Genomic DNA, 14,747 nt, shown 5'->3' on the forward strand with positions numbered 1-14,747 from the left:
TCGCATCACCCCCACGGCCGCACGACGGGACAACGGCCGCACGGACGATCATCCCGCGCCCACCGTCACGCCGCACGGAATTGAGCAGCAGAGTCTACGCATACGCCCTCTGGGCCCGGTGGGTCTGTGGGAACGGCTGAAACTCCGGCACTCTGAGTCCGTTCAACCCGGATTGATGCTCCGCACCGCACTCCACGCCCGGATTTCGACTCGGAGGACGTATGCGATCCCTACGTATCGCCCTGCTGGCCCTCATGGCTCTGCTCGCAGGACTGCTCACCGCAACTCCCGCCGCAGCGGCGCCGAACTTCAAGGCACCGTTCCCCTGCGGCCAGACCTGGACCTACAGCCATCATTCGGCGGAGGTCAGATCGGCGCTCGACTTCGTCCGCACGGACGGCGGGGCCACCGCCGGGACCCCGGTCCTCGCCTCGTCCGGCGGGACCGCACACCGCTACTCCCAGCCCAGCGGCGCGGGCAACTACATCGTGATCGACCACGGTGGCGGCTGGCAGACCTACTACTTCCACCTCGCCTCCTACTCCGTCGCCGACGGCGCCTCGGTCAACCAGGGCCAGCAGATCGGCGTGACGGGCACGACCGGCAACAGTTCCGGCGCCCACATCCACTACGAGCAGCTGTACAACGGTGTCGGCCAGACCATTGCGATCAACGGCCAGTCGCTGGCCCCGTACCCCGGCTCGTACTACAGCAAGTACCTGACCAGCGACAACGGCTGCGGTGGCGGTGGCGGGAAGTACTGGGTGGACACCTTCGCCAATGCGACGGGCTACGCCGCAGCGAACACCGTTGACGCACAGGGCGTACTGAACGCGGGCACGAACTACGTCTACTGCAAGGTGTGGGGCGCCCAGGTCGGCTCGGGCAGCGCCTACAACCACTGGTGGCTGAAGACCGACCTGGACACGGTCTACGCGGGCAAGAACGGTCGCGGCGCGTACGTCTCCGCGTACTACCTCTCACGCTGGGGCAACGACGAGGCGCGGGACAACAACGGCACGGTCATTCCGAACTGCTGACGGTCCGGTGGGTGGTCCCGCCCGCTCCCCGGGAGGGGGCGGGCGGGACCACCGGGGCGAGGGTGTGCGCGGGTCGGGACAGTGCGTGGAGTCCGCGCGGAAATCCGTCCGGAAACGTGCGCGAGCGTCATCGGGAATGCCGCCTTGGCGGCGTCCGGCGGGGGTAGGGGCAGCCCTGCGGCCATGGCCGCGTGGGTGATGGTGCGGCGGCCCCGCGCAGCCTCTCGGGCGGGCGTCCGCGACTCTGTGCAAGAGCCTCTGAGCTGGGCTTCTACGTCGCGCGGCCCTACCGTTTCCCCATCGCGAAAGGGGATCCGATGGACCGGAACATACGCACGGTCGACGACGTGCTGAAGCTGCTGGACGGCCTGTTCGCGCCGGAGGCCGATCGCTGGACGGCGGACGGGGCCGGCTGGTGGGACGGTTTCTACACCGACCGCTCGAAGCCTGTGCCGTTCTTCGTGGCGAAGCCGGACGAGAACCTGGTCTCGTACCTCGACCGATCCCTGATCACGCCGGGCCGCGCGCTCGACCTCGGGTGCGGTCCGGGTCGTAACGCCCTTCATCTCGCCTCCCTGGGCTTCCAGGTGGACGCCGTCGATCTCTCCCCGGCAGCCATCTCTTGGGCACAGGAGCGCGCCCGCGAGGCCGGTGCCGACATCCGGTTCCGCTGCGGTGACGCCTTCGCCCTCGCCGATGCCGAGTTGGGCGGCCCGTACGACCTGATCCACGACTCCGGCTGCTTTCATCACCTGCCGCCGCACCGCCGCATCAGCTACCTCGCCCTGCTCGACCGCGCCCTCGCCCCGGGCGGCCATCTCGCCCTTTCCTGCTTTGCAGCCGGAGCGATGGGCTCCGAACTCCCGGACGCGGAGTTCTACCGCCGGTCCGGCCTCCAGGGCGGGCTCGCCTACACACCGGAGTCCCTGCGCCGGATCTTCTCCGATCTGACGGAGATCGAACTGCGCCGCATGCACGACGAACCGCCCGAGTCCCCGTATTTCGGTGAACCGTTCCTGTGGACGGCCCTGTTCCGCCGCGGTGCGCGGACGCCGCCCGGTGGATCACGCACGGGGTGACGGATTCGCCGTTCTTCCCCCCTCTCTTGCCTGATGCATCGTCAGGTACGACGATGGCACGCACCCGCCTCGAAAATGACGAAGTGTCAGATCCGGTCGGGGTGGAAACGGAGGAAGGGAGGCAACCCGGTGCCGATACTGCCCGCCGGGCGGCTGTCGTACGGGATGCAGCTCCCGGTCCAGTCGCAGAGCACCATCTATACGGAAGCGTGGGAGGCCTCGGCCGGCCCGGGCGATCTCGCCGAGATCGCCCGCACCGCCGACCGCACCGGCTTCGCCTATCTGGCGAGCTGCGACCATGTTGCGATTCCGCGCCGGCTCGCCGATGTCATGAGCACCGTCTGGTACGACCCGGTGGCCACCCTCGGCTTTCTCGCCGGGATCACCGAGCGCGTCCTGCTGATGAGCCATGTCGCCGTCGTCGGGCTGCGTCATCCGCTCGCCACCGCCAAGCAGTACGCCACGCTCGACCATTTGTCCGGCGGCCGGCTGATTCTCGGGGTCGGGGCCGGGCACGTGCGGGAGGAGTTCGAGGCGCTCGGGGTGGACTTCGACGGGCGCGGCGCCGTGCTCGACGAGACCATCGACGCGCTGAAGGCGGCGCTCGGGCCGGAGGAGTACCCGGAGTTTGCCGGGGAACGGTTCTCGTTCAGCGGGCTCGGGCAGCGGCCGCGGCCCGCGCAGGAGCGGGTTCCGGTCTGGGTGGGCGGTTCCTCGCCCGCCGCGGTGCGCCGGGCCGCGCTGCGGGGTGACGGGTGGCTGCCGCAGGGGGATCCCAGGGACCGGTTGCCGCAGCAGATCGCCAGGGTGCGGGCGTTGCGGGAGGAGGCCGGTATCGAGGCGCCGCTGGTCGTCGGTGCCATCACCGAGCCGCTGTACGTCGGGGAGCCGGGCTGGGCCGTGGGGCGGCACACGCTCAGTGGGAAGCCCGAGGCGCTCGCCCAGTCCTTGCGCGGGTACGGGGCGATGGGGGTGCACCAGATCCAGGTGCGGTTCCGCACCCGGAGCCGCAGCGAACTGACTGATCAGATGGCGGCGTTCGCCGCCGATGTCGCTCCCTACCTCGACCAGCAGTAAGGAGTACCGACATGGGCAAGCTGGAGGGGCGTGTTGTCCTCATCAGTGGCGCCGCGCGTGGGCAGGGCGAGCAGGAGGCGCGGCTCTTTGCCGCGGAGGGCGCCCGGGTGGTGATCGCCGATGTGCTCGACGACCAGGGGGAGGCGCTGGCGAAGGAGCTGGGGGAGGGGGTAGCCCGGTTCGTGCATCTCGATGTGAGCCGGGAGGAGGAGTGGCAGGGCGCGGTCGCCGCCGCCAGGGACGCCTTCGGGAAGATCGACGGGCTGGTCAACAACGCGGGGATTCTCCGGTTCAACGAGCTCGTGACCACCCCTCTGGAGGAGTTCCAGCAGGTGGTGCAGGTCAATCAGGTGGGCGCCTTCCTGGGGATCAAGAACGTCGCGCCGGAGATCGAGGCCGCGGGCGGCGGGACGATCGTCAACACCGCCTCGTACACCGGGCTCACCGGCATGGCCTTCGTCGGCGCGTACGCCGCGACCAAGCATGCCGTGCTCGGGCTGACCAGGGTCGCGGCGGTGGAGCTCGCGGGCAGGGGGATACGGGTCAACGCGGTGTGCCCGGGGGCCGTGGACACGGCGATGACGAACCCGGCCGCACTCGATCCGGCCGCGGACCCGGAGGAGTCCCGGGCGGCGGTGGCGGAGCTCTACCGGAAGCTCGTGCCGCTGGGGCGGATCGGGCAGCCGGAGGAGGTCGCGGCCCTGGCGCTCTTCCTGACCTCGGAGGACTCCTCGTACATCACCGGGCAGCCGTTCGTCATCGACGGCGGCTGGCTGGCCGGGGTCAGCCTTTTCTGAGGGCGCCACGAGCTGACGAGGCGTCAGGTATTGACGGGCTGGGTGGCCGGTGGAACAGTCGGTCGCATCACAATCTGACGGTGTGTCAGAAATGATTGAGGACGGTGAACCTCCTTGGAATTCGGGCTGTTTGTACAGGGGTACGTGCCCGCCGCGCGCGCCGAGACCGACCCCGAGGCAGAGCACAAGGCGCTGATCGAGGAGACCGAGTACGTCATCCAGGCGGACAGGTCCGGCTTCAAGTACGCCTGGGCCTCCGAGCACCACTTCCTGGAGGAGTACTCGCATCTCTCGGCCAACGACGTGTACCTGGGGTACCTCGCGCACGCCACGGAACGGATCCACCTCGGATCCGGCATCTTCAACCCCCTCGCCCCCGTCAACCACCCGGTGAAGGTGGCCGAGAAGGTCGCCATGCTCGACCATCTGTCGGAAGGCCGCTTCGAGTTCGGTTCGGGGCGCGGGGCCGGCAGCCACGAGATCCTGGGGTTCATGCCGGGCATCACCGACATGAACCACACCAAGGAACTCTGGGAAGAGACCATCGCCGAGTTCCCCAAGATGTGGCTCCAGGACGAGTACGTCGGCTTCCAGGGCAAGCACTGGTCGCTGCCGCCCCGCAAGATCCTGCCGAAGCCGTACGGGACGTCCCACCCGGCGATGTGGTACGCGGCGGGGTCGCCGTCCTCGTATGCCATGGCGGGCCGGAAGGGCCTCGGCGTGCTGGGCTTCAGCGTGCAGAAGGTCTCCGACATGGAGTGGGTCGTCGAGTCGTACAAGACGGCCGTCAAGGACGCGGAGCCGGTCGGTGGCTTCGTCAACGACAACGTCATGGTGACGTCCACGGCCATCTGTGCCGAGACGCACGCCAAAGCGGTCGAGATCGCGGTCGGCGGCGGGCTGAACTACCTTCAGTCGCTGCTGTTCCGCTACCACGACACGTTCCCGCGGCCCGAGGGCATTCCGGAGTGGCCGGAGCTGCTGCCCGAGTACAGCGAGGAGATCATCGAGCTGCTGATCGCCGAGGAGCTGATGATCTGCGGGGATCCGGACGAGGTGCTGCGGCAGTGCAAGCGGTGGGAGCAGGCGGGGGCGGATCAGCTGAGCTTCGGGCTGCCGATCGGAATCAGTCCCGAGGACACGATGAACTCGATCCGGCTGATCGGTGAGCACGTGATTCCGAAGATCGACACGGATCCGGTGCACCGCACGACGCGGTTCCGCGAGGCGGCGTAGCCGGGGGCGCCCGGCGCGGGCCCGTTCGCCCACCCGTCCCTTGCCGGAGCCGGGCCTCCTCCCCCGGCTGCGGGAAGGGGCGGGTGGGGGCAGCCCCGCAGGATCACCCCCGCCCCCACACGAGCGGCGTCTTCCCGGACCGTCGCTCCGCGAGCCGGGGTGCGTACCGCGGTCGTACGCACCCCGGCTGCACACCCACCGCAGAAGGGAACCCGTCATGCTCGACCACCTCATCCGCGGAGCGACCGTCGTGGACGGCACCGGCGCTCCCCCGTACACCGCCGACCTCGGTATCCGCGACGGCCGCATCGCCGTCATCGCCGAGCCCGGCACCCTCACCGAGGAGGCCGTGACCTCGGAGGACGCCACCGGACTCGTGCTCGCCCCCGGCTTCGTCGACCCCCACACCCACTACGACGCCCAGCTCTTCTGGGACCCGTACGCCACCCCGTCCATGAACCACGGCGTCACCACCGTCGCCGGCGGCAACTGCGGCTTCACCCTCGCCCCGCTCCACCCCGACCGGCCCGAGGACGCCGACTACACGCGCCGCATGATGTCCAAGGTCGAGGGCATGGCCCTCAAGGCCCTGGAGGAAGGCGTCGACTGGTCCTGGTCCAGCTTCCGCGAGTACCTCGACGCCCTCGAAGGACGCATCGCGGTCAACGCCGGGTTCATGGTGGGTCACTGCGCCCTGCGACGGCACGTCATGGGCGCCGACGCGGTCGGCGGGCAGCCCACCCCCGCCCAGCTCGACGCGATGCTGCGCCTCTTCCACGACGCCATGGACGCCGGGGCGTGGGGGCTCTCCACCACCCAGTCCGCCACCCACTCCGACGGCGACGGCAGGCCCGTCGCCTCCCGGCACGCCCTGCCCGAGGAACTCCTCGCGCTCTCCCGCGCCGTCGGCGAACACGAAGGCACCCAGCTCGAAGCGATCGTCGCGGGCTGCCTCGACCAGTTCTCCGACGACGAGATCGATCTCCTCGTCGACATGACGGCGACCGCCGGACGCCCCCTGAACTGGAACGTCCTCACCATCGATGCCGCCGTCCCTGCACGGGTACCGCGCCAGCTCGTGCCCAGCGAACGGGCCCGCCGCGCGGGCGGCCGGATCGTCGCCCTGACCATGCCGATCCTCACCCCTATGAACATGTCGCTCGGCACCTTCTGCGCCCTCAACCTCATTCCCGGCTGGGGCGAGATCCTCTCCCTCCCGGTCCCCGAGCGGATCGAACGGCTTCATGACGCCGGCACCCGCGCCGAGATGCTCCGCCGCGCGGACAGCAAGGAGGCAGGAGTCTTCCGCCGCCTCGCCGACTTCAGCCGGTACGTCATCGGCGACACGTACAGCGCGGCGAACGAGGGGCTCAGCGGGCGCGTCGTCCGCGACATCGCCGCCGAGCGCGGCCAGGACCCCTTCCACTGCCTCGTCGAGATCTGCGCCGCCGACGAACTCCGTACGGTGCTGTGGCCCATGCCCACCGACAACGACCCGGACTCCTGGGCGCTGCGACAGCGGACCTGGGAACACGAGGACGTCATGCTCGGCGGCTCCGACGCGGGCGCCCATCTGGACCGGATGTGCGGAGCCCCGTACACCACCCGTTTCCTCGGGGACTGCCTGCGCGGCCGGAAACTCGTCTCCCTGCCCGCCGCCGTCAAAATGCTCACCGACGACCCCGCCCGGCTCTTCGGGCTGCGCGACCGCGGCCGGATCCAGGAGGGTTTCCACGCCGACCTCGTCCTCTTCGATCCCGAGCGCATCGACGCCGGGCCCGCCACCCTCGTACACGATCTGCCCGGTGACAGCCCGCGCCTCGACTCCAGGGCCCTCGGCATCGTGTCGGTCCGCGTCAACGGCGTGGAGACGCTGCGGGACGACAAGGTGACCGGTGCGGTCCCCGGCACGGTGCTCCGCTCCGGCCGCGACACCCGGACGGTGAGCACCCGGTGACCACACCCCAGCGCCTTTTCATCGGCGGAGAGTGGACCGATCCCGACGACGGTCACTACGAGGTGATCAACCCGGCCACGGAGGACGTCGTCGGTCTCGCACCCGAGGCGAGCCGCGCACAGGTGCACGCGGCGGCCGCCGCGGCCCGCGAAGCCTTCCCCGCCTGGTCCCGCACCCGCCCCGAGGAGCGCGCGGCGATCCTCGACCGCGCCGCCGATCTGATCCAGCGTGACTTCGCCGCCCACGCCGCACTCGCCCGGGCGGAGAGCGGCGCGACGACGGGAACGGCCCGGTCCATGCAGGTCGCGGTCGGCACGGCCCGTTTCCGGCGGTACGCGAGGGGCGCCCTGGAGCCGGCCGAGTTGGCGATCCCCCCGCAGATCAACGAGGCCGGACCGATGGGCAGGGCAGGCGTCTTCGGCGCACTCGCCGTGCGACAGGCGGTCGGCGTCGTCACCTGCATCACCTCGTACAACAATCCCTGGGCCAACCCGGCCGGCAAAGTCGCCCCCGCACTCGCGATGGGCAACACGGTCGTCGTGAAGCCCGCCCCGCAGGATCCGCTCTCCGTCTACCGGATGGTCGAGGCGCTCGCGGAGGCGGGCGTACCGGCGGGCGTCGTCAACGTCGTCACCGGTTCGGGCCCCGCGGCGGGCGAGGCGGCCGTCGACTCCCCGGACGTCGACATGGTCAGCTTCACCGGCTCCACGGCCGTCGGGCAGCGCATCTCCGAGGTGTGCGGGCGCGGGATGAAGCGGCAGTTGATGGAGCTGGGCGGCAAGGGCGCCGCGGTGGTCCTCGACGACGCCGACCTGGACGCGGCGGTGGCGGGCATCGGTACGACGTTCTCCTTCTACAGCGGCCAGATCTGCACGGCTCCGACGCGCGTCCTCGTCCAGCGGGGCGTCCACGACGCGCTGATCGAGAGGCTCACCGCGTACGCGGGCCATCTTCCGGTCGGTGACCCGGCGGCGAAAGGGACGGTCGTCGGACCGGTCATCTCCGCGGCCCACCGCGACCGCATCGAGTCGTATGTCGAACTGGGCCGGAAGGAGGGCGCCCGGGTCGTCACGGGCGGCGAGCGGCCGACGGGACACGACCGCGGCTTCTATGTCGCACCGACGCTCCTCGCCGACTGCACCAACGACATGCGGGTCGTCCGGGAGGAGATCTTCGGCCCGGTCGTCGTGGTCGTCCCCTTCGACGACGAGGAGGAGGGCATCGCACTCGCCAACGACAGCGACTACGGACTGATCGACTACGTCTGGTCCGGGGACGTGGCGCGGGCGTTCCGGGTGGCGCGGCGGCTGCGCGCGGGCGGGGTCGGGGTGAACACGATCGGCCGGAACATGGAGGCCCCGTTCGGCGGTTTCAAGAGGAGCGGGGTGGGGCGTGACGTGGGTTCGTACGCGCTGCACGCGTACAGCGAACTCCAGGCGATCGTCTGGCCGGGCTGAGCCTCAGGGCGGGGCGCCGTTCGAATATCGGACAATCATGGGAAATTTTCGAATCACCATAAATCGGACGGTGCTGCGGTTCTCGTACATTGATCCAGTCGAGCGGGGCCATCAATTGAGTGGCGATCCGTGATGTTCACATTCAATTCATTTCCGTTCAGCGATAATTGACCAACCAATCGAAGGGTGAGGCCCCGGAGTCTCACACTCCGGATGTGGAAATCGCAGCGCATACCGTCCTCTTTATGACTCAGTTGGACGTGCGGCCGCAGGCCGGAGACACGGGCCGGGGCGCCTCCTCGGCCGATGGCGGTGTTCGCAGCAAGGGTCTGGGCGGCAACTCCGTCGGCCTGATGGGCAGCGCGGTCATCGGCATTTCGACCGTTGCCCCCGTCTACTGCCTCACGTCCACCCTCGGTTCCACCGCGGGCGAGGTCGGCGTCCAGATGCCCGCGGTCTTCCTGGCCGGCTTCCTGCCGATGCTGCTGGTCGCCTTCGCCTACCGCGAACTCAACAAGGTCATGCCGGACGCCGGCACCTCGTTCACCTGGACCGTGAAGGCCTTCGGCCCGAAGATCGGCTGGATGTGCGGCTGGGGCCTGGTCATTGCGACGATCATCGTGCTGTCGAACCTCGCCGGGGTCGCAACCTCGTTCTTCTGGCTGCTGGCCGGTGAGATCACGGGCAGCGACCAGATCGCCGCCCTGGACGGCAACAAGGCCGTCCACATCGTCACCTGTCTCGCGTTCATCGCCGTCGCGACCGCGATCAGCTACCGCGGCATAACCGCGACCAAAGGCGTCCAGTACGCCCTGGTGGGCCTCCAACTCGCGGTCCTCGCGATCTTCGTGGTCATGGCCATCCAGAAGGCGGGCAGCATCGACTTCCCGACCGGCGCCGACTTCTCCTTGTCCTGGCTGAACCCCTTCGCCGTCGACTCCTTCGCCACCTTCACCGCCGGCCTCTCCCTGTCGATCTTCATGTACTGGGGCTGGGACACCTGCCTGACCATCAATGAGGAGACCGTCGGCAGCGAGAAGACCCCCGGCCGCGCCGCACTCATCGCGATGGTCGTCCTGGTCGGCTCCTACCTGGCGACCGGCGTCGCCGCCCAGATGGCCGTCGGCTCCGGCGCCAGCGGTCTCGGCCTGGCCAACCCGGACACCTCCGACAACGTCTTCGCCGCACTGGCCGGCCCGATCATGGGCCCGGGCCTCGGCATCCTGCTGTTCGTCGCCGTCCTCGCCTCGGCCGCGGCCAGCCTGCAGACCACCTTCCTCCCGGTTGCCCGTACGGTCCTGGCGATGTCCACGTACGAGGCCCTGCCGGCCTCCTTCGCCCGGGTCAACCCCCGCTTCAAGACCCCCGGCAAGGCCACGGTCATCGCGGGTGTCTCCACCGGCATCTTCTACACGGTCATGTCCCTGGTCAGCGAGCACGTCCTGGTCGACACGATCTACGCGCTCGGCCTGATGATCTGCTTCTACTACGCGCTGACGGCGTTCGCCTGCGCCTGGTACTTCCGCAACGAGATCTTCCGCTCCGCCCGTGACTTCGCCTTCAAGGGCCTCTTCCCGGTCCTCGGCGGCATCCTGCTCACCGCGGTCTTCGGCAAGACCCTCTACGACATGTGGAACCCGGCCTACGGCTCCGGCTCGGCGGTCTTCGGGGTCGGTTCGGTGTTCGTGATCGGTGTGGGGCTGCTGCTGCTCGGCGTGGTCCTGATGATGGCGATGCAGCGCAGGAGCCCCGCGTTCTTCCGTGGCGAGGTGCTGACGAAGGACACCCCGGCGCTCGTCGTCGAGGACTGACGGCCTGCCCCGAGCGGTCACCCCGCCACCCGCTCCTCCAGCCGTCCCAGCACCCGTCGCCCCGCCCGCCCCACGGCCACGGGAAGCAGAGCGGCACGGCCCGGGACGCGTACACCGCCGGTGAACGCCACCAGGGTGCGATCCGGGGCGGTGGCGGACTCAGTGGCCGCCATACCGATCAGGAGGAAACGGCTCTGCAGCCATACCCAGCCGGGGCGGCGGATGCCGTCGAAGCGGGCCCGCAGGCCGAGGCGGCCCACGGCCACGGCCTCGATGCGGTCGCCGTCGGCGCGGGTCAGGCGCAGGCCGCGCATGTCCGGGACCAGGCGGGCCAGTTCGCCGTCCAGGTCCGCGAGGAGCGGGGCGATCGTGTCGTACGGGGCGGCGATCTCGTGGGTGGTGACACGGGCACCGCGGACGCCTGACGCAAGGGCGTGCAGGCGGCGGACCGGGTCGAGGCCGGCTGTGGCGGGCTGCGGCACGGATCCCGGGGCGGGGCGGTTGTCGGTCATGACGACCAGGCCTTTCTGAAGGAGTCCCGGGCCCGGTGCAGCCGTGACTTCACGGTGCCTACGCGCAGGCCGAGCAGTGCGGCGGCGGACTGTTCGTCGAAACCCTCGATGTCGCGCAGGACCAGGACCGCGCGGTGTTCGGGGGAGAGCCGGGCGAGGGTGTCGTCGATGTCGGCGGCCAGCTGCGGGTCGCCGCGGCCGGGCAGCGAGGTGAGGTCGGCGGGGACGGCGCGGGCGGTGCGGCGGGCGACACGGACCGCTTCGCGGCAGGCGATCGCGCGCACCCAGCCGTACAGCGCGGCCGGTTCCTTCAGCGTCCGCAGACCGCGGAAGACGGCGACCAGGGTCTCCTGCACGGCGTCCGGTCCGTCGGCGAGCGCGATGGGCGTGCAGATGCGGCCCGCGTACGGGATGAGGAGGTCGAGGAGTTCGTTCATCGCGATCGTGTCGCCGCGCTGGGCGGCGCGTACCAGCAGCACCGCGCGGTCGTGGTCATCGGACACGGGCGGGGGCTACCTCCGTCGCGGTCTCGTTCTTCGTGGAGTCGTCCGTTGCCGCCAGGCGGAACGCGGCCATGGACATGGCCAGGCACAAGGGCGAGTACAGGGCCAGGTTGAGCCAGTAGAACGTGTCTCCCGCCCCGTCGTCGAGACCCGCCCGTACGCCGAACGCCCAGGCGGCGCCCGCCAGTCCGCGAACCGCCGTACCGCAGCCGACCGCCAGTGTCGCGGCCTGCAGGAGTCGGCCGAGGCGGTGGCGGCGGCCGAGCTGGGCGCGGGCCACGACCAGTGCGGATCCGGTCAGCAGTACGGTGGCCAGGGGGAGCAGGACCGGCGGGGTGAACGGCACGTCGGCGCCCAGGACCGCGTACGAGAGTGTCGTGGCGTCCTGCGCGGGCCAGGTGGAGCCGGTGCACCAGAAGAGGTGCAGCAGGGCGTCTGTGGTCAGGACCGCGGCGATGGCGGCGGCGAGCGCGGTGGGGGTGGCGAGGGGGCGGGTCGGGCGCATGACGGCTCCTTGGCGAAGAACGGGTGACGGGATGCGTCACCCCACAGAGGAGCCGGACCGGGGATTCGTTCCCCGGTCATTGCGACGTGTGGCGATTCATGGAGCGGGGGCCGGTGACAGCGGCACCCGGCCGTTGAACCACAGCTTGTGGACGGCCACTTCGAGCACCGCCTCGGTGTCCAGGACCCCTTCCAGCGGGCGCACCTGGTTCTGCAGGAACCTCCACAGTTCGTTGTCGTCCTGGACGAGAACCTGGGCGAAGACGTCCGCCCGGCCCAGTGTCGTGGAGACGTAGCTGATCTCCGGGTGACGGCTGAGTGCGGCCACCACCGCGTCGTGGTGGGCGGGGGCGACCCGGAGGAAGAGCAGCGCCAGTCGGCCGGTGCGCAGATGGCCCGGGTCGGCGAAGGCGGCGATCTTGAGTACGCCGGTCTCCTCCAGCCGCCGGTAGCGGGCCCGCACGGTCCCCTCGGAGACATTGAGCGAGCGGGCGATTTCGCGGAAGGCGCGGCGGCCGTCCTCTTCCAGGGCCGCGATGATCGCGTGATCGAGGTCGTCCAGGTCGGTCATGGTGTCGATCCTAGGCATTCCGGGGGCGACGGTCTGCCGCGCATTGCGTAGCAGCGGGGCGATCGACGGCGGGCAATGCGTAGAAGCGGCTGATTCTCCTCTGGATTACGTGGTGTCCATCCTCTTGTGGTGGCGAATTGCGCATCGTACGCTGATTCGCATGTGGCAACGCGTAGCCATTCCCATGAAGTGCTGCGCAATGCGTAGTTGCCCGTAGTTGTCCCTGGTGGTCGCGTACAGAAGAGAGTCGTGACGATGCATCTGGCAGAGCCGGTCAAAGAGCTCTCCGAACCCATTGATTTCGCCTGGCCCGGTGGTGCCGACGCGGCGGTGTCCCTCACCTTCGACGTCGATGCCGAGGCCGGCTGGCTCGGCGAGGGCCCCTCGTACGCCCGCCGGCTGACCACCCTCTCGGAGGGGCGGTACGGGGTGGTCAGAGGGGTGCCCAGGATTCTGCGGCTGCTCGCCGCCCACTCCGTCCGGGCCACGTTCTTCGTGCCCGGTCACACCGCCGAGCTTCATCCCGACACCGTTCGCGCGATCCTCGACGGTGGGCACGAGGTCGCCCACCACGGGCATCTGCATCTGCGCAGCGACAAGGCGGGCGCGAAGGAGCAGCGCGAGGAGATCGAGCGCGGGCTCGAAGCGCTCGACCGGGTGGGAGCCCCGGTCCCGTCCGGGTACCGCTCGACCTCCTGGGAGCTGACCCCGGAGACGTTCGATCTGCTGGTGGAGCACGGGTTCGCGTACGACTCCTCCTGCATGGGCGACGACCGCCCGTACTGGGAGACCTGGCAGGGGCGTTCGCTGCTGGAGCTGCCGGTGCACTGGTCCCTGGACGACTGGCCCCGGTACGGCTGGAACATCGACACCGGCGGAAACACCGCGGCCCCCGGCGAGCTGTACAGCTCCTGGCTGACGGAGTTCGCGTCGGCGCACGCAGAGCGGCGGCACGTCACGTACACCATGCATCCTGAGGTCATCGGCCGCCCGCAGCGGTTCGCCGAACTGGTGCGGCTGGTCGAGGAGATGGGGCGCCGCGGCGGAACCTGGCAGGCGCCGCTCGCCGAGGTCGCTGCCCATGTGCGGCCGCTGCTGGAGGCGTCATGACGGGCGTCGGCGCTGGTCCGCACGGACAACGCCGGTTCACCTCGACGGTCCTCGGACCGCACGCGCGGGGACGGGAGTTCGGCGAGCACTGGCGGGACCGGGTGCGGGCGACGGCCGACGCGTATCTGGCGCTCTTCACACGCGCCGGTGTCGCGGATCCGGACGCCGCCGGTGCGCAGGCCCTGACCCGCATCCACGCCTGGGCGCCGGAGCTGGCGCAGGAGATCCGGGGCATCGCCGAGGGAGCCGGACTGCCGGTGGACCGGGTGGCCGCACTCAACGCCCGCACGGAGGTACTGGCCTCGGGGCGGCGCGGCCCCGGACGAGGCGAGTGCACGACCGTGGTGGCGCTGGGCGGGCCAGGTCAGGAACCGGTCGCCGGGCAGAACTGGGACTGGTACGAGTCCCTCGCGGACAGCTGGGTCGAGTGGGAGATCCCGCACCCGGACGGCCGCCGCACCCGCACCCTCACCGAGTTCGGCGTGGTCGGCAAGATCGGCATCAACGACCGGGGCGTGGGCTGCCTGTTCAATATCCTGCACCACGTCAATGACGGCGCAGGGATGGGTGTACCCGTCCATGTCGTGGCGCGACGGCTGCTCGACGAGTCGGACACCGTCACCGACGCCCTGCGGATCGCCGGGAGCGCGGCGACCGCCGGCGCCACCGGATCCACCACCCTCACCGTGGTCGGCGGGCAAGCGGCCGGAAAGACGGCGATCTCGGCGGAGCTGCGGCCCGGGGGCATCGGGCATGTACTGCCCGACCCGGACGGGCTGCTGATCCACACCAACCACTTCCTGACCCGCCCAGGCGCGGACGGCGACACCGAACCCGTCACCGACCCGGACACGCTCGTCCGTTACGAGGTGCTGCGCCGCCGGCTCCACGGCAGGGGCGCCGACCTCACCGCGGACGAGGCACTGGCCGCGCTCCGCGACCACACCGGCGGGGTGTGCATCCATCCCGCCACGCCCGGTCCCCACGAGTTCCGGACCCTGGCGACTGTCTTCCTCGACACGGGAGCCCGCGCCCTGCGGGTGATCCCCGGACCCCCGTGCGTCCACCACGCAACGAACGACAAGGAGTGATC

The 14,747-nt window shown here is 70.1% G+C and carries 14 protein-coding genes; 10 read left to right on the plus strand and 4 right to left on the minus strand.

What is annotated here, in order from left to right; all coding sequences use genetic code 11:
- Positions 1-221: 221 nt before the first annotated feature.
- The 8 genes from ACIBB8_RS28965 to ACIBB8_RS29000 all read left to right on the plus strand — a co-directional run bounded on the left by ACIBB8_RS28965 (position 222) and on the right by ACIBB8_RS29000 (position 10,454).
- Entirely contained in the window at positions 222-1,040 is an 819-nt protein-coding gene (locus ACIBB8_RS28965; RefSeq protein WP_398957035.1) for a M23 family metallopeptidase, read from the plus strand.
- A gap of 317 nt (positions 1,041-1,357) precedes the next feature.
- Entirely contained in the window at positions 1,358-2,119 is a 762-nt protein-coding gene (locus ACIBB8_RS28970) for a class I SAM-dependent methyltransferase (protein ID WP_398957037.1), read from the plus strand.
- Positions 2,120-2,284: 165 nt separating this feature from the next.
- Positions 2,285-3,196 carry an LLM class F420-dependent oxidoreductase gene (locus tag ACIBB8_RS28975; protein WP_398957127.1) on the plus strand — a complete coding sequence of 304 codons (912 nt, stop codon included), beginning with the start codon at positions 2,285-2,287 and terminating at the stop codon, positions 3,194-3,196.
- A gap of 11 nt (positions 3,197-3,207) precedes the next feature.
- The gene (locus ACIBB8_RS28980; protein WP_398957039.1) at positions 3,208-3,993 is read left to right on the plus strand and encodes an SDR family NAD(P)-dependent oxidoreductase; all 786 of its coding nucleotides are present in this window, start codon (positions 3,208-3,210) and stop codon (positions 3,991-3,993) included.
- 114 nt (positions 3,994-4,107) lie between these two features.
- Positions 4,108-5,229, plus strand: coding sequence for an LLM class flavin-dependent oxidoreductase (locus ACIBB8_RS28985; protein ID WP_398957041.1), 1,122 nt, complete (start codon positions 4,108-4,110; stop codon positions 5,227-5,229).
- Positions 5,230-5,446: 217 nt separating this feature from the next.
- Positions 5,447-7,186, plus strand: coding sequence for an amidohydrolase family protein (locus tag ACIBB8_RS28990; protein ID WP_398957043.1), 1,740 nt, complete (start codon positions 5,447-5,449; stop codon positions 7,184-7,186).
- Positions 7,183-8,643, plus strand: coding sequence for an aldehyde dehydrogenase family protein (locus ACIBB8_RS28995; RefSeq protein ID WP_398957045.1), 1,461 nt, complete (start codon positions 7,183-7,185; stop codon positions 8,641-8,643). Before ACIBB8_RS28990 ends, ACIBB8_RS28995 begins: the two co-directional genes overlap by 4 nt.
- Before the next feature lie 245 nt (positions 8,644-8,888).
- Positions 8,889-10,454, plus strand: a complete 1,566-nt coding sequence (locus ACIBB8_RS29000; protein ID WP_398957048.1) for an APC family permease — start codon at positions 8,889-8,891, stop codon at positions 10,452-10,454.
- A gap of 17 nt (positions 10,455-10,471) precedes the next feature.
- On the opposite strand, the gene ACIBB8_RS29005 is transcribed toward ACIBB8_RS29000, so the two are convergent.
- The 4 genes from ACIBB8_RS29005 to ACIBB8_RS29020 all read right to left on the minus strand — a co-directional run bounded on the left by ACIBB8_RS29005 (position 10,472) and on the right by ACIBB8_RS29020 (position 12,544).
- Positions 10,472-10,966 (minus strand): hypothetical protein, encoded by a 495-nt coding sequence (locus ACIBB8_RS29005; protein ID WP_398957050.1) that lies wholly within the window; start codon positions 10,964-10,966, stop codon positions 10,472-10,474.
- Positions 10,963-11,469, minus strand: coding sequence for an RNA polymerase sigma factor (locus ACIBB8_RS29010; protein ID WP_266984581.1), 507 nt, complete (start codon positions 11,467-11,469; stop codon positions 10,963-10,965). Before ACIBB8_RS29010 ends, ACIBB8_RS29005 begins: the two co-directional genes overlap by 4 nt.
- The gene (locus ACIBB8_RS29015; protein ID WP_398957053.1) at positions 11,459-11,974 is read right to left on the minus strand and encodes a DUF3995 domain-containing protein; all 516 of its coding nucleotides are present in this window, start codon (positions 11,972-11,974) and stop codon (positions 11,459-11,461) included. The genes ACIBB8_RS29010 and ACIBB8_RS29015 overlap by 11 nt, the downstream gene beginning before the upstream one ends.
- 96 nt (positions 11,975-12,070) lie before the next feature.
- Positions 12,071-12,544, minus strand: coding sequence for an Lrp/AsnC family transcriptional regulator (locus tag ACIBB8_RS29020; protein ID WP_366689105.1), 474 nt, complete (start codon positions 12,542-12,544; stop codon positions 12,071-12,073).
- Positions 12,545-12,799: 255 nt separating this feature from the next.
- Between ACIBB8_RS29020 and ACIBB8_RS29025 the strand changes: the two genes are divergently transcribed.
- Both ACIBB8_RS29025 and ACIBB8_RS29030 read left to right on the plus strand, forming a co-directional pair.
- The gene (locus ACIBB8_RS29025; RefSeq protein ID WP_398957055.1) at positions 12,800-13,654 is read left to right on the plus strand and encodes a polysaccharide deacetylase; all 855 of its coding nucleotides are present in this window, start codon (positions 12,800-12,802) and stop codon (positions 13,652-13,654) included.
- Positions 13,651-14,745: a C45 family autoproteolytic acyltransferase/hydolase gene (locus ACIBB8_RS29030; protein ID WP_398957057.1), complete on the plus strand. Its 1,095-nt coding sequence runs from the start codon at positions 13,651-13,653 to the stop codon at positions 14,743-14,745. The genes ACIBB8_RS29025 and ACIBB8_RS29030 overlap by 4 nt, the downstream gene beginning before the upstream one ends.
- Positions 14,746-14,747 lie beyond the last annotated feature (2 nt).

The sequence above is a fragment of the Streptomyces sp. NPDC051286 genome (assembly GCF_044455345.1).
GTDB lineage: Bacteria > Actinomycetota > Actinomycetes > Streptomycetales > Streptomycetaceae > Streptomyces.